This window comes from Cohnella sp., assembly GCF_041641335.1.
In the GTDB taxonomy this organism is placed as follows: domain Bacteria; phylum Bacillota; class Bacilli; order Paenibacillales; family Paenibacillaceae; genus Cohnella.
Genome location: NZ_JBEPYQ010000026.1, coordinates 1 through 20,686 on the forward strand (window position 1 = coordinate 1; position 20,686 = coordinate 20,686).

General features: G+C 56.2%; 22 protein-coding genes. 7 read left to right on the forward strand and 15 right to left on the reverse strand.

Annotated features, from left to right (window positions below; all coding sequences use genetic code 11):
• Both ACESLM_RS10690 and ACESLM_RS10695 read left to right on the forward strand, forming a co-directional pair.
• Window positions 1-798: DUF7507 domain-containing protein (locus ACESLM_RS10690; protein WP_483862597.1), on the forward strand; the 798-nt coding region annotated here is incomplete at its 5' end.
• 158 nt (window positions 799-956) lie between these two features.
• Complete coding sequence (locus ACESLM_RS10695) at window positions 957-1,325, forward strand: hypothetical protein (RefSeq protein WP_372631564.1); 369 nt, start codon at window positions 957-959, stop codon at window positions 1,323-1,325.
• A gap of 25 nt (window positions 1,326-1,350) precedes the next feature.
• Here the strand turns inward: ACESLM_RS10695 and ACESLM_RS10700 are convergent, their stop codons facing one another.
• Complete coding sequence (locus ACESLM_RS10700) at window positions 1,351-1,983, reverse strand: ATP-binding protein (protein ID WP_372631565.1); 633 nt, start codon at window positions 1,981-1,983, stop codon at window positions 1,351-1,353.
• A gap of 536 nt (window positions 1,984-2,519) precedes the next feature.
• The gene (locus tag ACESLM_RS10705; protein ID WP_372631566.1) at window positions 2,520-3,299 is read right to left on the reverse strand and encodes an SDR family NAD(P)-dependent oxidoreductase; all 780 of its coding nucleotides are present in this window, start codon (window positions 3,297-3,299) and stop codon (window positions 2,520-2,522) included.
• A gap of 120 nt (window positions 3,300-3,419) precedes the next feature.
• On the opposite strand from ACESLM_RS10705, the gene ACESLM_RS10710 reads away from it, so the two are divergent.
• A complete protein-coding gene (locus tag ACESLM_RS10710) occupies window positions 3,420-4,244 on the forward strand; it encodes a helix-turn-helix transcriptional regulator (protein WP_372631567.1) in 825 nt (274 codons plus the stop codon).
• An 81-nt stretch (window positions 4,245-4,325) separates the two neighbouring features.
• Here the strand turns inward: ACESLM_RS10710 and ACESLM_RS10715 are convergent, their stop codons facing one another.
• The 10 genes from ACESLM_RS10715 to ACESLM_RS10760 form a co-directional block, all read right to left on the reverse strand.
• On the reverse strand, window positions 4,326-4,937 hold the full coding sequence (locus ACESLM_RS10715) for a phosphotransferase (RefSeq protein ID WP_372631568.1): 612 nt from the start codon (window positions 4,935-4,937) through the stop codon (window positions 4,326-4,328).
• 266 nt (window positions 4,938-5,203) lie between these two features.
• The gene (locus ACESLM_RS10720) at window positions 5,204-6,061 is read right to left on the reverse strand and encodes a sulfurtransferase (protein WP_372631569.1); all 858 of its coding nucleotides are present in this window, start codon (window positions 6,059-6,061) and stop codon (window positions 5,204-5,206) included.
• Window positions 6,062-6,091: 30 nt separating this feature from the next.
• The gene (locus ACESLM_RS10725; RefSeq protein ID WP_372631570.1) at window positions 6,092-6,865 is read right to left on the reverse strand and encodes an ABC transporter ATP-binding protein; all 774 of its coding nucleotides are present in this window, start codon (window positions 6,863-6,865) and stop codon (window positions 6,092-6,094) included.
• Window positions 6,866-6,883: 18 nt separating this feature from the next.
• The gene (locus tag ACESLM_RS10730; protein WP_372631571.1) at window positions 6,884-7,915 is read right to left on the reverse strand and encodes an ABC transporter substrate-binding protein; all 1,032 of its coding nucleotides are present in this window, start codon (window positions 7,913-7,915) and stop codon (window positions 6,884-6,886) included.
• Between the two features lie 32 nt (window positions 7,916-7,947).
• The gene (locus tag ACESLM_RS10735; protein WP_372631572.1) at window positions 7,948-8,757 is read right to left on the reverse strand and encodes an ABC transporter permease; all 810 of its coding nucleotides are present in this window, start codon (window positions 8,755-8,757) and stop codon (window positions 7,948-7,950) included.
• A 19-nt stretch (window positions 8,758-8,776) separates the two neighbouring features.
• Window positions 8,777-10,144, reverse strand: a complete 1,368-nt coding sequence (locus ACESLM_RS10740; protein ID WP_372631573.1) for an LLM class flavin-dependent oxidoreductase — start codon at window positions 10,142-10,144, stop codon at window positions 8,777-8,779.
• A 46-nt stretch (window positions 10,145-10,190) separates the two neighbouring features.
• Entirely contained in the window at window positions 10,191-11,180 is a 990-nt protein-coding gene (locus tag ACESLM_RS10745; protein ID WP_372631575.1) for an aldo/keto reductase, read from the reverse strand.
• Window positions 11,181-11,296: 116 nt separating this feature from the next.
• Complete coding sequence (locus ACESLM_RS10750; RefSeq protein ID WP_372631576.1) at window positions 11,297-12,157, reverse strand: ankyrin repeat domain-containing protein; 861 nt, start codon at window positions 12,155-12,157, stop codon at window positions 11,297-11,299.
• A 293-nt stretch (window positions 12,158-12,450) separates the two neighbouring features.
• Window positions 12,451-13,350, reverse strand: a complete 900-nt coding sequence (locus ACESLM_RS10755) for a GyrI-like domain-containing protein (protein ID WP_372631577.1) — start codon at window positions 13,348-13,350, stop codon at window positions 12,451-12,453.
• A gap of 79 nt (window positions 13,351-13,429) precedes the next feature.
• A complete protein-coding gene (locus tag ACESLM_RS10760) occupies window positions 13,430-15,052 on the reverse strand; it encodes a transglutaminase domain-containing protein (protein WP_372631578.1) in 1,623 nt (540 codons plus the stop codon).
• 199 nt (window positions 15,053-15,251) lie between these two features.
• Between ACESLM_RS10760 and ACESLM_RS10765 the strand changes: the two genes are divergently transcribed.
• From ACESLM_RS10765 to ACESLM_RS10780, 4 genes are all read left to right on the forward strand, one after another.
• Window positions 15,252-15,620, forward strand: a complete 369-nt coding sequence (locus ACESLM_RS10765) for a DUF6864 domain-containing function (RefSeq protein WP_372631579.1) — start codon at window positions 15,252-15,254, stop codon at window positions 15,618-15,620.
• Window positions 15,613-15,927 (forward strand): hypothetical protein, encoded by a 315-nt coding sequence (locus ACESLM_RS10770; protein ID WP_372631580.1) that lies wholly within the window; start codon window positions 15,613-15,615, stop codon window positions 15,925-15,927. Before ACESLM_RS10765 ends, ACESLM_RS10770 begins: the two co-directional genes overlap by 8 nt.
• 228 nt (window positions 15,928-16,155) lie before the next feature.
• Entirely contained in the window at window positions 16,156-17,286 is a 1,131-nt protein-coding gene (locus ACESLM_RS10775) for a glycoside hydrolase family 88 protein (protein ID WP_372631581.1), read from the forward strand.
• Window positions 17,287-17,394: 108 nt separating this feature from the next.
• Window positions 17,395-18,249, forward strand: a complete 855-nt coding sequence (locus tag ACESLM_RS10780; protein WP_372631582.1) for a helix-turn-helix transcriptional regulator — start codon at window positions 17,395-17,397, stop codon at window positions 18,247-18,249.
• A gap of 282 nt (window positions 18,250-18,531) precedes the next feature.
• Here ACESLM_RS10780 and lgt read toward each other — a convergent pair whose 3' ends face one another.
• The 3 genes from lgt to ACESLM_RS10795 all read right to left on the reverse strand — a co-directional run bounded on the left by lgt (window position 18,532) and on the right by ACESLM_RS10795 (window position 20,593).
• Window positions 18,532-19,320, reverse strand: coding sequence for a prolipoprotein diacylglyceryl transferase (lgt, locus tag ACESLM_RS10785; RefSeq protein ID WP_372631583.1), 789 nt, complete (start codon window positions 19,318-19,320; stop codon window positions 18,532-18,534).
• A 62-nt stretch (window positions 19,321-19,382) separates the two neighbouring features.
• A complete protein-coding gene (locus ACESLM_RS10790) occupies window positions 19,383-20,186 on the reverse strand; it encodes a M56 family metallopeptidase (protein WP_372631584.1) in 804 nt (267 codons plus the stop codon).
• The gene (locus ACESLM_RS10795) at window positions 20,183-20,593 is read right to left on the reverse strand and encodes a BlaI/MecI/CopY family transcriptional regulator (RefSeq protein ID WP_372631636.1); all 411 of its coding nucleotides are present in this window, start codon (window positions 20,591-20,593) and stop codon (window positions 20,183-20,185) included. The genes ACESLM_RS10790 and ACESLM_RS10795 overlap by 4 nt, the downstream gene beginning before the upstream one ends.
• Between the last annotated feature and the right edge of the window lie 93 nt (window positions 20,594-20,686).

Consider the following 20,686-nt stretch of genomic DNA (forward strand, 5'->3'; position numbering starts at 1 on the left):
CCTCCCGGAACAACCGCGAATACGCAGCTTCTGAACACTGCAATCGCGGTATCGGATCAAACTGGCCCCGTGTCCGCCGAGGCCATCCTGACAGTGCTTGCGGCTCCGAACTTCGTCGTTCGCAAGACGGCAGACAGGACTACCGCCTTTCCCGGCGATACGATCATCTACACGATAGAAGTAACGAATACCGGGAACTCGACGCTGACCTCCGTGCAGATCACGGATCCTCTGTTGGGGTTAGTCGAGACGATTCCCTCGCTTGGCCAAGGAGAGACCGTTCACCTTCAGCGCTCTTACACCGTGCCGCTGGACGCCGCGAACGGCACATCGATCTCCAACGTCGTCACGGCCGTTGTCCTAGATGTCCCCCCCAAGATATCTACGAACGTAGTGACGATCGTTCCGCCGCTGAAGGCGACGAAATCCGCCTCATCCGACGAGTTGTCGCTGGATGGACGCATCACCTATTTCATTGTCGTCTCCAATATCGGCCCGATTCCATTGCTGGACGTGCGGCTTGTCGATGTCCTGCCCGAGCCTCTCGAGTTCTTCCCGGATACGCTGCGGGTGAACAACCAGCCGCGACGCGGCGTCGATCCAGCCGATCTCTCGCTTGGAACGATTCAGCCGGACACCTCGGTCCGGGTCGAGTTCCAGGCGAGGCTCAAAAGCATGCCCGCGGACGAGAAAGTAGCGAACCAGGCGATCGTCACCTTTCAGGTGACAATGACAGGTCCGCTCTTCACGGTGACCTCGAACACGAATGAGATTCGGATAACCGAGGAGGAGGAATAACCTCGCAAATTCAAGGAAGCGGCAAGCATTCTCATTAGATTCGGTTTGTCGCAACCGGATTCCCCTCGTAAGAAATCCAATCCGACCAACTTAAGAATTAACTTCGGAATCCGTCCTAGCATACATCGAGGCATAGGCAGCCGGAGCTGAGTAAGAAGTTGCGATTAAAGAAGTACGAGGCGATTAGCCAGCGGATTGGGATCCAGTACCACCTGAGCGGCATGAACCGTGAGGAAACGTCGGCGTATGTGAAGCACCATATGGAAGAGGCCAAGCTGATGCGGCCAGTGTTTGCCGAGAGCGCGGTGCAGATGCTCTACGCAGCGAGCCAAGGGATTCCGCGGGTGGTAAACCAGATCTGTAGCCAGGCGCTGTTTGAAATGGAGAATACGGATGCCGCCGAAGTGATTGAGGAAGCGCAGATTGGCCGCGTACTTGCGGACATAGACCGGCAACGAGGAACGGCGGGGGTAACCGCCGTTTTTCGCCCCCCACACTGGCTGGCGTTAGACTTCTCAAGATGCTGACGTGCCTGACGCACAAACGCTCACGTCAATGACGGTGATTAGGACACCGACAAAGTACGTGAGCGCTGACAGTGGAACCGGTTTGATGACGTGCCTCTACGATTTCTAGTAAGTCCCGTGCTTCAATTTCCTTAAGCGATACGAGTAACCACTCATCCAGGATAAGCAGCGGTACTTTTTTGTACGCCTTCATCACCCGTCCAAAGATGCCTTCCCCGCGTGCTACCGCCAAATCATTGAGTAATTCCGGCAAGCGAATGTATTTCACGGGGAGGAAGTTGCGGCAGGCGGAGATCCCGAAAGCACAGGCCAGATAGGTCTTCCCTGCACCTGAAGCGCCCATGATGATCATATTGAGCTTGTCGTGAATGTAGGTGCCGCTTGCCAAACGGAGGATCTGCGTACGATCCAGCTTGCGGTCAGCGTGATATTCGATGTTCTCGATACAAGCATCCGATTGCTGAAAGTCTGCCTTGCGGATCAAAGAAGTCAGACGATTATTTTTATGCCTCGACCACTCCAGATCCACCAGCATGCCGAAACGCTCTTCAAATGAAAGCTCCTGATAGCTGGTGTCCAGCAATTGCTTTTGGAAGGACTCCGCCATGGTGGCGAGGCGCATTTCTTGTAGCTTACGGACAGTTTGTTCATTCACCACGACTTAGCCCCTCCCGTAGTAATCCGCGCCGCGGATAAAGCTGTGGGTTTCGGAGCAAGCGGCCGTCTGGCTCTCGACTAGCGTTGGCGTTTCGAGGAGATCCTGTCCGGTCGTCAAAATCGTCTTGATGCTTTGAAAACTAGGTCTTGGCGTATACGATAGCGCCCTGGCGCACGCAGCTTCAAGTCGGCTAACGCCGTGTTTGTTGGCCAGTTTTAGAAGCCCCCTACAACTCCTATAACCCTGGTGCTCCACTTTATGGCTACTCAGGATAAGGAATTTGGAACCAGTTGTCGGTGTGGATGTGGCGAAAGGTTCGAGTGTGGCGCAGGCGTTTAGGAAACGAAATGAGCCGTTTGGCGAAGCTGTAACAAAAAGGAAAGGACTGAACTGGGAGTGTATTAATTTCCCTGTTTAGTCCTTAAAGCCTCTTCTCAGAATATCATCAGAGTTTTATTCTTTCCATGACTCGTTTGCGATTGTGATCGAAGATGTGTCTGCATCAATTCAGGCATTTCGACATTGATCACCGAATCTTATACACTAAGTCCACCGTCCACAGGCAAAACGACTCCAGTAACAAAAGATGAATAATCACTAAGCAGCCAAGCGGCTGCGTTAGCAATCTCAATAGGTTCAGCCGGACGCCTGAGAGGTGTCTTGGCACGAATTTGTTCAATGATATCGGGGTCAATAGAAACCCACTGCTGAATCATATCCGTCATTGTGGTCCCCGGAGCAATTGCATTGACACGGATACCCGCTGGCCCGTATTCGACCGCAGCTGTTTGAGTCAGACTGTTTACCGCTCGTTTAGATGCCCCGTAAGCTCCCAAGCCCGGATTACCCTTCAGACTACCCACGCTGCTGGTGTTAACAATAGAGCCTGACCCCGAAGTCTCCATCATAACTTTAATCTGGGCTTTCATGCACATCCAGATTCCTTTATAATTTACGGACTGAATCAGGTCGAAGTCTTCTTCTCTTTCATCCACCAGCGATGATACCGTGACTCCGATACCTGCGTTATTAAAAGCAGCATCAAGACGGCCATATTGCTCCACTGTAGCTTTAACAGCTTCTTCAACATTGCCTGCATCTGACAGATCGGCTGTGAAATATGCAGCATCTCCACCCGATGTCACAATTTCATTCCTGACTTTACGCAACTCAGACTCTGTCCTCGCGACGAGCATCACAGAAGCCCCTTGCTGTACAAACAGCCTTGCTGCCTCAGCTCCAATGCCTCGCCCCGCACCTGTAATCATTACTACCTTGTTTGCCAACATTTGTCCTGCAATGGTTGTCATATTCATTCTCCTTGCCTGGAATTGTTGATCTCATCAACTGCCTTCAGTATAATTTGACTACTAAATGTTCACGAGAACCTGCTTGATGGTAGGATTGCAAGTGATAGGATAAGGGGGAGGTTTTACTTGAACGACAGTGAGCGCCGTTTAGCGCTAGGTAATTTTTTAAGAGATTTACGCTCCTCAGTTTCTCCCCTTGATGTTGGCCTTTTGCCTGGCAATCGTCGTCGCACACGAGGCTTGCGGCGAGAGGAGGTCGCCGGGATCGCTAATATAGGACTCTCATGGTACACGCGCCTTGAGCAAGGTCGTGATATTCGTCCGTCGGTAGGTGTACTGGAAAGCTTGGCTTCAGCACTCAAGCTGTCACCCAATGAGCGAAGACATCTCTTCCTGCTTGCTGGAGAATCACTGCCTCCTCAATCAACGATCATTGAAGAGAAAATCAGCCCATCCATTCAGGACATGCTGGATGAACTGAATCCTAATCCGGCCTATGTAATCGGGAAAAAGTGGGATTTTTTAGCTTGGAATAAAGCGGCAGATGCTGTATTTATGATTAATAGGGTGTCACCGCCTCATGATTATAATTTGATGTGGCGCCAATTTACCGACCCTATGTGGAAAGAAGGATCGGAGGATTGGGAAAGTATCTCACGAAGAATGATTGCTGAGTTTAGAACGTCAAGAGCACGTTATCTGAACGATGATTCATTCGACAAGTTAATTGAAGATCTGAAGAGGACAAGTGCTGATTTTACGAGGATGTGGCAGTATCATGAAGTGCCAGGCTCCCTTGATGGCTACAAGAAGCTTTTGCACCCCACTTTTGGAGTTATTGAATTTGAGCATGTCACCCTTCAATTCCCAAATGAACCAGATCAGCGAATTATGATTTATATGCCTCATCCGGCAACAAAATCCTGTTTAGAGCAGATCCTGTTTCATTGAGCGGGAAAGGATCTGGTTGGATTAGCCATCCCGTGCAACGATGCCTCTATCTCTCCCGTATTCTCGGGTGACGTTCAGGCACTAAAAATACACCGCTCCAGGCATCAGCCTGCATGGCGGTGTATTTGTCTTTGAGATACTGTAGACTTGTGCTCCGTACCTAATCTTCCCCCGTTGCCACCTCATAACTGATCCAATCGCTCCAGCTGTTGATTTTTGCCCTGAAAATCTCTTTAAATACCATACGATTGTTGATTTCATAGCAAGTAGGATTCGAACATTCGCTGCAGGGGGGGAGCTTTGTTCAGTTAACCAATCATTTCTCGTTTTAAATTGATTGAGGATATAGTTGAAATTTTGTTCAACATTTACTCCAGAGTAATGCTGACCAATATAAATATGAAGAACTGCAATATGATAAATCTGAGTCAAGAGTTGAAGGTAAGTAATCTCTTCCGATGAGCCTTTGCGGTATTTAGCATACCCCCTTATATATGCCTCAGCCATTTCCAGAGATCCGTTAGACATCTGTAAAACATGATTAAGGCAAATAGCAAACTCCATGAAACTAACATCAAGCGAAATGAAATCGAAATCCAAAACACCTTTAATTTTATTTTCATGAGCCAATAAGTTGAAAACCAATAAATCATGATGAACAAATTGTTTAGGCAGCTTTTCTAACAGATCCATTGAATTCTCTATGGATAATATCATTTCACGATAGAAAGCGACATCGCCCCCCGGTATGTGAAAAGGAGGCTCCTCGAAAAAAGACTTTACAGAAGGAATGTCTGCAAGTGGATGAATACTGTATATGTTCGAAAACGGGATTCCGTAGTAGGTAAGAGACCCGTCTGCGTCTGCGTACTTCCCAAGTGCAGATGTGATTTCGCCGACAATCCGACCGAATTCTTCAGCATGGTGCACCTCAGTCAAATCAGGTACTAATATGCCTCTTAAATCTTCTCCTCATCCCCCACCGCGACCGGATTCTCGCTATACGAAATCCAATCGCTCCAGCTCCCCGCATACAACTTCACGTTCTCGTACCCTGCTTCCTGTAAAGCCAGCACGTTCGGAGTAGCCGAGATGCCGGAGCCGCAATAGACGATGATCTCGCCGCTCTGCGGCAGGTCGGCGAAGCGCTCGCGAAGCTGCTCCGGCGACTTCCAGGCTCCATCCGCCTCCAGCGCGTCCTTCCAGAAGTAGTTGGACGCTCCCGGAATGTGCCCGGCTACCGGATCGAACGGCGCTTCACGCCCCGAGAACTGGGCCGCGTCGCGAGAATCCACGAGCTTCGCCCCGCCGCCAGCGGACGCTCGCCGCACCTCCTCCACGCCCGCGAGCCAATCGGCTCTCGGCGAGGGCACAAACTCCCGCGGAGCCGCGACCCCAGCCGGCCCCGCCTCAACCGCACCTCCGGCGGCCGTCCAGGCCGAGTAGCCGCCGTCCAACACCTGCACGCGCTCCGCTCCCAAGTATCGGAGCACCCACCACAGCCTCGACGCGGCCGGCCCATTGCCGTCCTCGTAGGCTACAACGGCCGTCTCGCGGTCGATGCCCAGCGAGCCGAACAGCGCTGCCAGCCGCTCCGGAGCTGGCAGCGGGCTGCGCCCTCCGTGCTCCTGCGCCGGATCTGTCAGATCCGCCTTGAAGTCGATGAATGCGGCGCCCGGCAAATGTCCCTTCGTATAAGCCTCCCGGCCGTACGCCGGCTCCTTCGGGTTAAACCGAACGTCCAGCAGCGCGATCCGCTCGCCGCCTTCCAGCCTGCTTCTCAACTGCTCCACGCTCACCACGTTAGTCGACGACATTTTTCTCCACGCTCCTCCGCGTTGATAGAATCAAATCGTAAATTCCACGCTTTCCGGCGACTTCACTTCATGAATAGCGGCATAAATATCGTTCTGAATCTTCAGCAGCTCGATATCGTCGCGCTTGCGCGGACGGGGCTTCGAAACCTGGAAAATCCGGTTGATCCGCCCCGGTCTCGGCGACAGCAGCACCACCCGATCTCCCAGGAACACCGCCTCCGACACGTCATGCGTAACGAACACGACTGTCTTCTTTTCCGCTTCCCAGATCTTTAACAGATCGTCCTGCAGCTGCAGCCGGGTCAGGTGGTCCACCGCGCCGAACGGCTCGTCCATGAGCAGCACCTCCGGAGCGTTCGCGAGCGCCCGGGCGAGACCGGCCCGCTGCTTCATTCCGCCGGACAGGTGGTGAGGATACTTATGCTCGAACCCTCGCAGCCCCACCAGGTCCAGATACCGCTGCGCCGCCTCCCTGCGCTCATTTTTCGCTACGCCCCTCAGCTCCAGGCCCAGCTCCACGTTCTTATAGGTCGTTCTCCACGGATACAGCGACGGGTCCTGGAATACCACGCCCCGCTCGATGCCGGGCCCTTTCAGTTTCTCCCCGCCGAACCACACTTCGCCCGAGGTGGGCAGCTGCAAGCCGGCCAAAATCTCAAGCAGCGTGCTCTTGCCGCAGCCGCTGGGACCGAGAATGCTCAGGAACTCGCCGTCCTCGATCGTCAGATCGATGTCGGAGAGCGTCTCCGTCGGAGTCGACCCGCCATATACCTTCGATACGCCCCGAATCGAGAACCCTGCCATACGATCACCTCGTCCCGCTTAATTTTTCGGAATGAACCGCAAATCCAGCAAATCTTTGACCTCATACACCTTATCCTGGAAGCCCAGATCGACTTGAACCTGCTGAGTGTCCTGCAGAGCGTTCAGATCGACGTCCGGGTTGTTCTCCCAGAGCACGTTTTCGCGTTCGAACGCTTTGTCTACCGCACTCGCGTCGATTTTGACGTTCTTGAGGAAGAACTCCTTGTACTCGTCCAGGTTGCTCTTCGCATAGTCCTGCGATTTGAAGTAGGCGCGCAGCAGCTTCTCCACAAGGTCCGGATGGTCGTTAATAAAATCATTCCGCGAAGCGAGAATGCCCGTGTGGAACGTCGGCAGGTAATCCCAACCTTTAGCGAGAATTTTGCCTGTTCCTTCGATTTCCGCCAGCGAGGCGAAAGGCTCGTGAATGATCGTAGCGTCGACTTGACCGGAGGTCAGGCTGGCGTAAGCCGCTTCGTTGACTCCGTTGGCCAGGTACGTCACGTCGCTCTTGCTCAAGCCGTGCTTGTTCAGAATCGTTTGCGTGTACACGTCCAGCCCGCTGCCGAGCGCCGCCGCTCCGACCGTCTTGCCCTTCAAATCCTCCACGCTCTCGATGCCCGTCTTCGCAACCAGATAGAACGGTCCCTTCGTGCGGAACATCGAGGAAACGATCTTGATCGGGGCGCCTTTGCCCGCGGCCATGATGGCGTTGGTCGTCGCGACGTCGACGATGTCGACGTCCTTGCTCGTCAGCGCTTCGATCGGATTTTGCGTGGAGACGAGCTCGACTTCCAGCCCTTCATCCTTGAAAAAGCCTTTCTCGATTCCGTAGCGAACCGCCAGCCCGCTCACCCCGTTAAACGGCGCGTATCTGATCTTCTGCAGCTCTGCCGGAGCGCTCTCCGAAGCCGATGCCGACGGTGAAGCGCTTGGGGACGCCGATGGCGATGCCGCTCCTCCCGAATTATTGCCGTTTCCGCATCCCGCGAGCACGAGCGCCAGCGCCACCGCGGCGATTCCCGAACCTGTCCATTTTCTCTTCAACATGGTTTCTCTCTCCTCTATAAAATGAATGTGTTTTACGCCGACTTCCATCTAAGCACGACCCGCTTTTCCAGCAGATCGATCACCGCGATAATGAGCACCGATACGACCGTCACGACCGTAATGATCGCGAAGGCTTTGGCCGTGTCGTACAGCGAAGTCGCCTGAACGAGCAGATTGCCGAGCCCGTCCTTGGATGCCACCATCTCTCCGAACAGCGCTCCGACAAGCCCCGTTGCCGCCGACACCCTCAGCGAGACGAAGATCGTAGGCGCCGCCGACGGCAGAATCACTTTGACGATCGTCTGCAGCTTGGAAGCTTCGAATACTCTTGCCACCTTGAGGTGGGCTTCCGCCGTCTGCTTGATGCCGGTAATCGTATTGAATGCAATCGTGAAAAAGCAGAACAAGAACACGATAGCCACCTTATGCGACAACCCGATACCGAGCCAGAGCATCAACAGCGGGATAATCGTGACCTTCGGGACCGCCAGGAGCGCCGACAGGAACGGTCGGAAAAACGTCTCCGCGTGCGGCACGAGAACGAGGAACATGCCGGTCGCGATTCCGGCGAAGGCGCTAAGCAGATACCCCGCCGAAAATTCCTTAAGCGTGACGATCAAATGGTGAAAAATCTCGCCGTTCGAGAACAGCTTGTAGATCTCTTCGACGACTTGTGTCGGCTTCGACAGGTACAGGCTGCCGACGATTCCTGCCCGTACGAGGTATTCGATAATGCCCAGGCAAGCGAGCAGCAGCGCGACTTGTCCGAGTACGATGCGCCACCTGTAGCGCTTGTTGTTGACCATACGGTTGTTCGCCCCTCTCCATGCGGCCCGCCGCACGGCGGGACCTTCTCCCCCTCTATTCGCCAGCGCCCTGCAGCGTCGCCTTCCGGGCGTAACGGCTCTCGGGGCGGGACAAGCCGAAGTGTCCGCGGAACGTGTCCGCCTCGTACTCCGTCCGGAACAGCCCGCGTCGCTGAAGCACCGGCACGACCAGATCGAGGAACAAGTCGAGTCCGCCCGGCATGTACGGAGGGCAGATGTTGAAGCCGTCCGCCGCCTTCCGGACGAACCATTCCTCCATCTGATCCGCGATCTGCTCCGGATCCCCGACGATGAGCAGATGGCCTCGCGACGTGGCGGCAAAGTAGTGGAACAGCTCCCGCACGGTGATGTCTTCTCGTCCTTCCGCCTTCTGCGCCAATGCGACGAGTCCCCTCGCCTCGTTGCCCGGAAGCGTCGAGAGCGACAGGTCCGGCAATGGCCCGTCCAGCGGATACGACGAAAGATCGATGCCGATTTTCGCGGACAGCGGAGCCAGATCGTAGTTCGTCACGAGCAAGCCGTTCAATTCGCGGTACTTGGCCCGCGCTTCTTCGGAGGTGCGGCCTACGAGAGGCACGAGGCCCGGAAGGATGAACACCTCGTCCTGTTTCCGGCCGTACTTCTCGGCCTTCGACTTGACCTCGGCATAGAACTCCTCGGCCAGATCGATCAAGATCTGCCCCGTAAATACGGCGCTCGAGAGCTTCGCTCCCAGGTCGCGGCTGCGTTCCGACGTGCCCGCGTTGAGCAGCGGAATTTGCCCTTGCGGCGGCCGCGCCACGTTCAGCGGACCGGCAACGGAGAAGTGATCGCCGACGTGGTCAATCCGGTGCACCTTGCTTCCGTCGACGAACGTGCCGCTCTCCTTATCCCGGACGAATGCATCGTCCTCCCAGGAATCCCACAGCTCCTGCACGATCTTCACGAATTCGTCCGCGTAATCGTAGCGGCGGGAATTGTCCCAATGCTTCTCCCTGCTGTAGTTCTGGGCCGCGCGCACATCCATGCCGGTTACGACGTTCCACGCGAGACGCCCTCCGCTCAAGTAATCGAGCGAAGCCGTCTGGCGCGCGACCGTGTACGGCTCGGAATACGTCGTGTTCGCCGTCACGATCAAGCCGATCTTCTCCGTCACCGCCGCGATGCTCGCGATCATGGTGAACGGCTCGAGGCGCACCATCTGCGACGGGAACGTGTGCTGCATGTCCGCGCTCGTCGCGAGGGCGTCTCCGAGGAAGAAGAAGTCGAACTTCGCTTCCTCCAATCGGCGGGCGACCCGGTGCAGGAACTTGGGATCGAACGCGCCGTCGGCGACCGCTTCCGGCAACCGCCAGCCCGCCGGGTGATAGCCTGTCGAGAACAGAAACAGGCCGAGATGAAGTTGACGCTTGGATTGAGTCATGGTTTTCATCCTCCTATGCTTAGTTTATCTATGGGATAACAAGGTTTTATCTCAAAAATAGACCGATGCGGTGGGAAATCGCGTCTATCTCCGCCAACTCTTCGAGGGTCAGCCTCTCGTGAGCGTGCTGGAGGGAGTCGCGAATGTTCGCCGGCTTCGAGGCTCCGAGAATCGCGGAGGTGACGTAAGAATGGCTGAGCACCCAAGAGAGCGCGAACTGCGCGAGCGTCCAGCCCCTCGCTTCGGCCAACGGCCGAATCTCTTCGACGAGTGCGTACGCCGGGTTCGACTCCAGCAGCAGTTCCAGCCTTTTCTCGCCCAGAGCGAGTCTGGAATCGGCCGGAGGCGCTTCGTCCTTGCGATACTTGCCGCTCAGAATTCCCCTTCCCAGCGGGCTGTAGCTGATGATGCCGACCTTCTCCGTTTCGGCGAACGGCACGAGCTCCCGCTCGATCTCCCGCGTAATGAGACTGTACTCCGGCTGAACGCTCTCGAACCGATGCAGGCCGTGCAGCGCGCTGACTCCGTGCGCCATGGCGAGCTGCCAGGCCGCGTAGTTGGAACAGCCCAGATAGCGGATTTTGCCCTGCTTCACCAGATCGTCGAGCGCCCCCAGCGTCTCCTCGATCGGCGTCTCGGGATCGAACGAATGAACCTGATAGAGATCGACGTGATCCGTCTGCAGCCGACGCAGGCTGTTGTCCAGCGCCCGATATACATGATACCTGCTCTGGCCGCCGTCGTTGACGCCGGGACCTACATGGGCGTGGAATTTCGTTGCGAGCAGAATCTCGTCTCGGCGCCCTCGAAGAAGACGCCCCAATATCGCTTCAGACTCGCCGAATTGCGACCGGTCGCCCGTGTCCATCCCGCTTCCGTATACGTCCGCGGTGTCGATCAGGTTGATTCCCTCTTCCAAGGCCGCATCCAGCACCTCGCCGGACGCTCTCTCGTCGATCCATCTCCCGAACGCCATCGTGCCCAAGCTGACTTCCGATACTTTTAACCCCGTTCTTCCTAATTTCCGGTACTGCATGACGCATTCCCTCTCTTTCGGATACGACAAAAAGGACAGACGTAAGCCGCTTTGCAATTCAGCGACTCTCCGTCTGTCCGGTCGAGTTGTCGTATGTAGTTGGCCTTAGTGACTGATTAAATTCGCAGCAGTTCCGCGGAAGCGGCGTGCCCGAGAGATTCCGCCAGTTCGTACGGTGTCCGGCCATCGGCGTTTTTCGCCGTCTTGTCGGCCCCGTAGCCGAGGAACTTCTCGACGAGCGGCGCTTTGTCGAAGTAAGCCGCTACGTGCAGGACATTGAAGCCTTTCCTCAGCTCGCCCTCGCATTGGGAGTGAATGTCCGCGCCATACTTCATCAGCAGATCGACGATATGGTCGTAGCCCCCGAATACGGTCGCGTGGATCGCCGTGTTGTTGAGGCTGCCGTCGCGGCTCCGGGCATGAACGCCGGCCCCGCGGCTGAGCAGCAGCTCCACCGTCTCGGTGTTGCCGAAATGCACGGCCAGGGACAGCAGCGGGAACCCGTCGTGGCTGTAGCTGTTCAGCAGCTCCGGCGATTGGTCGAGCAGCTCCTTCACTCGCGAGCTGTACCCGACTGCGGCGGCTTCGAACACGTTCAGCTTGCCCGCTCCGTTGCGAAGCAGCAGCTCCTTGATGTCGTTCGCTCTCAGGAACGCGGCCAGCAGAACGGGAGTCTCCCCTTGCTGATTGCTGGCGTTCACCAAGCTTGCGTCCCGATGAATCAGCTCGGCGACTTTGTCGATGTCCCTGAGCTTGACCGCTTCGAACATCTCGTTGCGCAGCCGTTGAAGATTGTCGGCCTGCTCCCTCGCCCGCACGAGCAGATCGTGGGAAGCCCGCACTCCTACGTTCACGAAGTGGGTGACCGCTCTCGAGCGATTGGATTCAAGACCTGATTCCACGAGCAGATCCACGGCCTTGAGCGCTTCGTCGTCCAGTCGGATGGAGAGTACGGCGGTGCTTTTTTTCTTAGGCATGGTTCTCCTCATCGCTTACGTGTAATTAAAATTACAAAATTACTATATCACGAGATTAATCATTTGAATAGCCGTTTATTCCGATTTTTTTAGGAGGAATAAATAATGGGCAGCTATAGGGCCTTTTCCCGAAGTCCATTCTGGGATAAGCACGCGACACGGGTTTACTGACCTCGCCTGCGGGGCGACGGGGGTGAAAAAGTAAAACACTCGCCCAGTGAAGGGCGAGCGCATCATCCGAACTTTATTCGCTTATGGCCTGACTTGAATACGGCCGTCACACAACGCTTGGCCTACGCCTTCGGCTTGACCGGAATGTAGATGTCCATCTCCAGCAGTTCGTTGCGGTCCTGCCAGCAGCGCTCGTCGTAATACTCCAGCTCCGCGCCGCCGGAATGCTCGTAGCCGGAGTTGGGGAACCATTCGCTGAAGATGACGCCCCAGGTGCTCTGAATCGACTCGGAGAACCGGTCGGGAGTCACTCTCGGGGTCGTGAAGACGGCGTATGTCGTTTCCGGATAATGACGCTTAACGGTTCCTTCCGGAGCCTCCGCACCCTCCTTGGCCTCCACGCCGATGATGTAGCTGAACTCTCCCGACTCCATGTCGAAGTCGTCGCAGATGCCGTACTCCGCGCTGGAGACGGCCAGCCCGTGCAGATTCTGCCCCATCTTCTCTTCCATGTAGCGGCCCCAGAACGCGGGAATGTCCCGGTGATTCTCGCCTTCGTGGGTTCTGGTGCGAAGCGAATAGCCGATCACGTCGAAAGCGGGCTTGGTTACGATGCGGTATTCCATGCGAATTCCTCCTAAGTAGGGGTTAAGCTTTCGTTGCCTCACGTCGACCTTGGGATAGTCCGGGGGACGAAAGCCTTTCTTCCGGTAGTCGCCCGGCGTCATGCCGTACAGTTTGCGAAACGCGCGAATGAACGTCTCCGGAGTCCCGAACCCGCAGTCGATCGCGATATCCAGCAGCCGATCCTGCGAGTAGGCGACCCGCGCCGCGGCCCGCACCAATCTGCGGACGCGAACGTATTCCATGACGGGCAGCCCCGCGAGGGCATGGAACACCCTGTGAAAATGAAACTCCGAAAAGTTCGACAGCCGCGCCAGTTCGGCGAACCTGAGTTCCTCGCCCAGCCTGTCTTCGATCTCGTCCACGACGCGCTGAATCGCTTCTTCATACGTTGACACCAGGCGTCCTCCCTTCTATAAGTCATTGTAGCCGGAGGCGAACTTACGTTCTTGACGTTTCTTGCTCTATCCGTTTCGGTCAGCCCCTGGTCATCGTATACAGCTTCTTTTTCGAATCGTAGCTCAGCTTGTATTTGTAATCCTCGCGGATAACGGACAGAAACTTCAAGTCCGTGTCGACCTTCCCGTTCGCCACCTTGAACGTCACTTTCTTGGGAGGCTCGGGTCCGCTCTCCTCCATCTTCCGCAGCAAATACACGCGCAGCTCCTCGGTCGTCTTCAGGTTCATGCCGTCCACTTCCGGGTAGACGTAAATGTCCGGGTAGCCGAAGCCCATCCACGTCCGCGTCTTCATCATGAACATGGCGTCTTTCAGGTAATACGTATAATCGATGTTTTTCTTGCCGTCCGCCAGCGTAGCATCGACATAAACCCACTTGTCGTTCAAATACACCATGTTCCAGGCATGCTGCCCGACAAAGGAAGGCCCGGAAAGCGGAATCGACGGAATTCCCGCCCGCGTGGCCAGATAGTGGAACAGCGACGTATAGTGGACGCACACGCCCTTGCCTTCCTCGATCGCTTTCAACGCGTTGGCCGCCGAGATATAGTCCGTTCCGCTGGAATATTTGATCCGGGTAACGACGTAATCGAAAATGGCTTTAACCTTCTGCTCGTCCGTCATGTTCGGCTTCAGAATCTTCTTGAGAATTTCATCCGTCCGGGCGTACAGCTTGCGGTGAACGGAGTCCGGCTGCAGCTCCAGGACCGCCTTCTCTCCCGCCTTCAGCGCTCTCGGCTCGGCCATATAGCCTTCGCCATGCCAGTTCGTGTAAACGAAGCTGCCGTACAGAACGGAATCTCCCCGGAAACGAACATTTTCCAACCCGTTCTTGAACGTGAACTTCACCTCGTGCGTCGGAGTCCACAGCTCCAAGATCGCGAAGCCGACGTCGATCCTTTGAGGCTTGCCCGAGGTCAGCTTCACGCCCTTCGTCATGTTTTCGACCTGATACTGAATGTAGTCCTTGGCGTCCTTATCGGAATCGAAGTCCAAGTAAGCGAAGTTGGAGCCGACCGTTACACGGGCCTTCCCTGCCGTCGGCAGAATTCCGCGGATTCTGCCTGAGGAGTGCGCCTCCATTCCTAAGATCGCCTGTTCCCGGGTAAACGGCTTATTCGGATGAAAGTTGCCTTGAATGGCCGGCATGACGCCGTAAGACAGCACGTTCCCGACCGCGTGGAAATCCTCCGGCTGAACAGAGGCAAAATCCTTGGTAAAGACGTCCCTTCCCAGCACGTAGGTCAAGCTCTTGGAGATCCGCTTGGCCGCCTCGGCGCGGGTCATCGTCAGCTTCAAATCTCCTAGGTCGTCGATTAGTCCGTAAAAAAAAGCCGCTTTAACGTAATACGGCGTATTTTCGTCGAAACCAGGGTGATCGATCTCGATTCGATCCAGACTCCGCTCCTCGCGATAATAGAGCCGAGCCAGCTCGTCCACTGTTATCGCTTTGCGAAAATTCCGTTGGAATGCCTCCGGGAGGCTTCCCCGGGCGATCAGCTCGGCAATCCGTTCCTTCGCATCGTCCGACGGAATATCCGCAGGAAAGGTGTTGCGGTCTTCGGCATACGCGGAAATCCCCGCAAGCATCTGCATCGCGAACAACGCGACGAGAATCGTGGAAATGACTTTCTTCAACAACTCGTCTTCCCCCTTGCAAGATGTTTCCTTCAGCCGGCGCCCATTTGTGGAGAGGCCGACAATAGATCAAGGTTACCATACGACTCATGGAAATTGAAGGGAAAAATAGGGAGGGTTTCTTTGTCATGCGGCGTTATTTTTACTCGTAATTATAGAAGAACGAAGCTCGTACGACGACAAAGCCGGGGAGGAAAACGAGATGAAAATTACGTCCGGAGGATTCGAGGCCGTCTATCACGGAAGAGTATTCGCCTACGACATGAACCCGATCGAGATCGTTCTGTCGGAAGAGCACGATCCGCTTACGTTCTTATTTTGCGTCGAGTACGAGCCGGAGAGGAACGACTTCACGACCGACATCCGGCTCGTCCGCTACAACGAGGTGCGAATCGCCTGCGTTAACTTCCCCAGAGGCAAGCCGACCGGCAACCGGGACATGATCCACCTCGGAGTGCTGAACAATCGCAGGCTCTCTCTCCGATATGAGGTTACGATCAACTACGAAGCGACGAATTGGTCGCTTACGTTCACCTTTTTTGCGGGAGAGGGGGTCCCTGAGCATGAATAAAATCGAAATTCAGGACCCGAAAGTGGCCAGCAAAATCATCGCCGCCAATTCCGAGAGCGAGAAACGCAAAGCAGAGCTCGGCTTCCTGGGCCGTTTTTTCGGCTCCGGGGACAACGTCCGGCTGTACATCGTCGGCACGATTGCGCTCGCCGTTCTGCTGATCGCCCTGGTCTACACGCTGACGCCCGACAAGTACCGCTCTCCCGACTTCGGCCTGAAGGAAATGTGGACGCTCGTCGTTCTGCCCGTCGAGTCAACGATTATCGGCTACTTGATCGGGTCTCGCTCGAAAGAGAGCGGAGGATAACCGATCACCCCGCCGCAGCCCTTCGGGCTGAGGAGGGAGTTTATCTGGACGTCATCAGGATGATCAGATCGAGCCATCAGCTTCTCGAAAGAAACGACCGCATTCGTTCCAGCAGTTCATATAAGCGCAATACAGCGACAGACTCCCGCAACAAACCGAAACGCCGCTCCCCCTATAATGTGAATTGAAAGAAACAAAGCGTCCCAAACGACGAGGAGGCATCCCCCAATGAATTGGCAAGCGGCTATCGAACGGACTCTGCGCACGACAACGGCCAACATCGCCCGCTTCGGGAACCAATTCCCGATCGTCAGCAAAGGAACCGAGAAGTATGAGCTGGAGGATCAAACGTCCTGGACGGAAGGCTTCTGGGTCGGCATTCTATGGCTTTCCTACGAGTACAATCAGGACCCGGCTATTCGCGAAGCCGCGGTCGGCGCCGGCGCTTCCATGAAGCGCCGTTTGGAGCAGAACCGGCATTTGGATCACCACGATATCGGCTTTCTGTATTCATTGTCCGCCAAGGCGCAGTGGATATTGGAAAAGGACGGGCAGGCCAAGGAAGTCGCTCTGCAGGCGGCGGATGTTCTGATGAAGAGGTGGAGACCGGACTCGCAGCTGTTCCAGGCATGGGGGCCCGAAGGCGATCCCGATAACGGCGGGCGTATCATTATCGACTGTCTGATGAATCTTCCGCTGCTCTTCTGGGCGACCGAGCAGACGGGCGATCCTCTCTATGCCGAGCGAGCCCGCATCCATGCCGAGAAGAGCCGACGCTTCCTCGTGAGAGGCGACGACTCTTCCTATCACACGTTCTACTTCGATCAGAAGACGGGAGACTCCGTCCGCGGAGGAACTCACCAGGGCTTTCGGGACGGATCTACTTGGACAAGGGGTCAGGCTTGGGGCATCTACGGCTTTGCGCTGGCCTATCGCTATACGAAAGAGCCTTCGTTTCTGGAAACGGCCGTGAGATTGGCGAAATTTTTTATCGCTCATCTCCCCGAGGACCGAGTCGCCTATTGGGACTTCGACGCTCCGCAGAAGGAGGGAACGCCGAGGGACAGCTCCGCTTCGGCCATCGCCGCGTGCGGCATGCTGGAGATCGCCGGGCATCTTCCCCAAGACGATCCCGCACGGCAATTTCTGCTGGATTCGGCGAATGAATCTATGGCCTCGTTGACCGAGCGTTATTTTACGGCGGGCGATTCCGAGGAGGAAGGCTTCCTGCGCCATGGCTCCTATTCGGTCAGGGGCGACATCTCTCCCGACGACTTCGTCATCTGGGGAGACTACTTCTACCTCGAAGCGCTGCTCCGGCTTCACAAGGGCACGCCAGGATACTGGTACGAACGTTAGTCCGCGCTGGGCCGAGGACGTTCCCATAGCCAGCGGTTGCGCGCGCTCGCGGGTGCTCCCTATAATGTAAGAAAGCGGATTCGCACCCGACAAGGAGAGCTTGGCGTAATGAACAAGCATACGCAGATCGGATTGGAGCCCGGTTCGTTCCTGTACACTTACAGGAAGCGCGACCTGGAATCGTATTGGCACCATGCGCACCGGGGAATCGAAATTCTATATATCTACGAAGGCCAGGGAGAAATCCGAGTGGACAACCAGACCTACCCGATCGAGGATCACTCCCTGGTCTGGTTCCAGCCCTATCAGCTGCACCGGGTTTCCGTCCCTGCGAGGCCGAACCGCGCTTACGTCCGCACCAACCTGACGTTCGATCCGCAATTCGTCGTCCGTTATCTGGCCCCTTTCCCGGACTTGGAACGGTTTTTCCGGATGCTCTGGAACGGGCATCTCCAGCGGCAGTATTTCCCTTCGTTGCAGGATATCCCGCTGGCGGAGCTCCTGCGGGAGCTGCATGACGCAGCCGAAGGGGCCTCCCCGAGCCGGGAAGAGGAGGTCGGCCTTCTCATGCTCTCACTGCTTCGCCTGCTGAAGAAGCATCTGATTACCCGCGAGGCCGAGGCCGAAGATATCCCCTCCCGCGCGCGGTCGCACTCGGAGAAGATCGCCGAATGGCTCGACGCTCACTACAAACAACCGTTCAAGCTCGAAGAGCTGGCGTCCAGCCTTCATCTGTCCCCCTACCACGTCTCCCACGTATTCAAGAAATCCACCGGCATGACGCCGTCCGACTATTTGACGAGACGCCGCATCCGCGAAGCATGCGCGCTTCTGGCCAACACCTCGCTCTCCGTCGGGGAGATCGCTTCGCAGCTTGGGGGACTCACCTCCTCTTATTTCTGCCAAATGTTCAAGAAAGCGAAAGGCGTGTCGCCCGATCAGTATCGCAAGAGCATATACTAGGGCATGTATGCATACTCCGAGGACGGCAGATGTTGCCGAATTTTCGTTCCATGCAAGGAACTTTTGTGAAGGCGTACCGGGGGTACGTCAAGCAAAAGTGACGAATCAGGGGGCGAAAAGGCCTCTCGTACTTCTCGAAGGTGTTCCGCAAGCACCACGGCGCGAGCCCGGGGAGCTTCCGCGAGCAGCATCTGGACCGGCATGGCTCGGCAGAGTAGCGGGGTCGCATTCCAAAGCTGACGTCGCGCCTGCCTTACTGTACCGTCGAGCCGGAGAAAAGACTTACCCTGCGCGCTTACTCGCGCTCAAGCGCCGCTCCCGCAGCGTCAGAACGGCCAGCATCGCCAGACTTACGGCAACGGCGCAGAAGCTTGTCCATTGCCCTGCCGTCCAGTCGAACAGATAGCGAGGGGAGTCTCCCCGCAGAAACTCCAGCAGGAATCGCCCGCTCGAGTAGAGGATGCCGTAGGTTAGAAACAACGCCCCTGTCGGCAGCTTCCTGCCCTTCAGCAAAATAAGCAGCACGAATATGATCAGATCCCACTGTCCTTCCCAGATCTCCGCCGGCCACAGCGGCTCCGCTCCGTACCTGTCATAGGCCATCGTGCCTTCCGGGTATACGATGCCGAATCCCCTGCCCGTCGGCGCCCCGTAAGCATCCCCGTTCAGGAAGCAGGCGATTCTCCCGACCGCTTGCCCCAGCACGACCGCCGGCGCCACGATATCGGCCATTTTCCAGAAAGACAGGCCGTGCTTCCTCGTGTAATACACCATAGCCGCGGCTCCTCCGACCAACGCCCCCTGGATCGCGATGCCTCCATGCCAGATGTAAGGAATTTCGTGCAGATGCTTCGAGTAATACCCCCATTGGAAAAAGAAAACGTGCCATACCCGGGCAAATACCAGAGCCCCGACGATCAAGTAGAACGCCATATTCGGGATATGCTCCCGGTAGGAGGTTCCCTCCGCCAGATAGAGCGCCATCCCCCACGCTAGCAGCACGGCCAGCGCGACAACGACCCCGTAGGAATGCACCTGGAAGTCTCCGATCGCAAATAAAACCACTTTCATCCTTGTATCCTCCCGACATTTTTATACTACAATATGTAGTGCAATTCTCGAAAAAAAAGGGACTAAGAATCCCCTCCAAGCATCAGCAACAGCAGCAATGAGCAAGAGACCAGCAGAGGTCTCAGCAGCGAAAGCGGAACCTTGACCGCCTGGCCGGGCTCAAGAACCTGCATGATCCGGTACTGCATCGTGCCGTCGGCGAAATGGACGGCTCCTTCGCGCTGCCGGACGCCCCCGAGCTTTGCCAGCTTCAACAGCACGTTGCCCAAATACAGCTCCGTCCCCATCCGCCGGATCGCGAACCTGTCGGCGAACAGCTCCTTCCACGTCCGGTAGTGTCTGACGATCGGCTTAATGATCGGCCAGTAGCCGAAAGCGTCTTCCAGCACGGCCGACGCGAGCAGCTTCAGACCGTCCCGGTTCCGGCAATGATGCCATTCGTGCAGCAGAATCGCTTCGATCTCCTTATCGCCGAACATCTCGAACAAGGCGGTCGAGACGACGATTCGCGGCCGCAGCGTTCCGATTGTCAGGGCGATGAACGCAGCGTCCCGCACTACGATGATTTCCGTTCCCCAACTCCGATACTTATAGTTAAGGCGCTTCGTTAAACGTCCGTGCATGCTGCTGCGGAAGCGCCTGCGCCACACCCGGGACCCGTAGATCTGTTTGGCGCAGCGCCATGCCGCTCTAACGATCGTATAGACGATGACCAAGTCGACCAGAACGGCGATCGCGGAAAGATACGACGGTCCCCCGGACGCGATCTGATGATACGCGAACGCGGCCATCTGCGCGACGACGGCGGCAACGAAGACGAGCAGCAGCGCATAGATCCATCTCAGCTTCGCGATGGGACCGTTCATCTTCGTTTCCCGTCCCTGATTTCCTGCAGTTTGCGTTCCAGCTTGGCGATGACCTCGGGATCGACCTCGTCCAGCGCGTCGATCATATGGTTGACGACCAGGCTTCCGTATTCCTGGATCAGCCCCTGCGACACTTCCTTCGTCTGATCGGAGAGAAACTGCTCTCTCGTCTGCACGGTGGAGAATTTCGCCGCCTGCGTTCTGCCGCTCCCGGATAGCGTCTTCTTCAGATGGCCTTTGTCCACCAGACGATTCATGACCGTCATGACGGCGTTGACCGAGATCGGACTCTCCTGGTTCAGGATCGATTGCACTTCCTTGATGGTCAACCCTTCCGAAGACCAGAGAATCGCCATAATCCGGGCCTCCAGCGGTCCGAAAAAGCGGTTCAAGCCTTCGCCCTTCATATTCAGCCTCTTAATTGGCAACTTGATCTCACCCCATACTACAGAGTGTAGTTCGTTTGGGCGGAGCTGTCAACGTTGACTTCTCCGTCAACT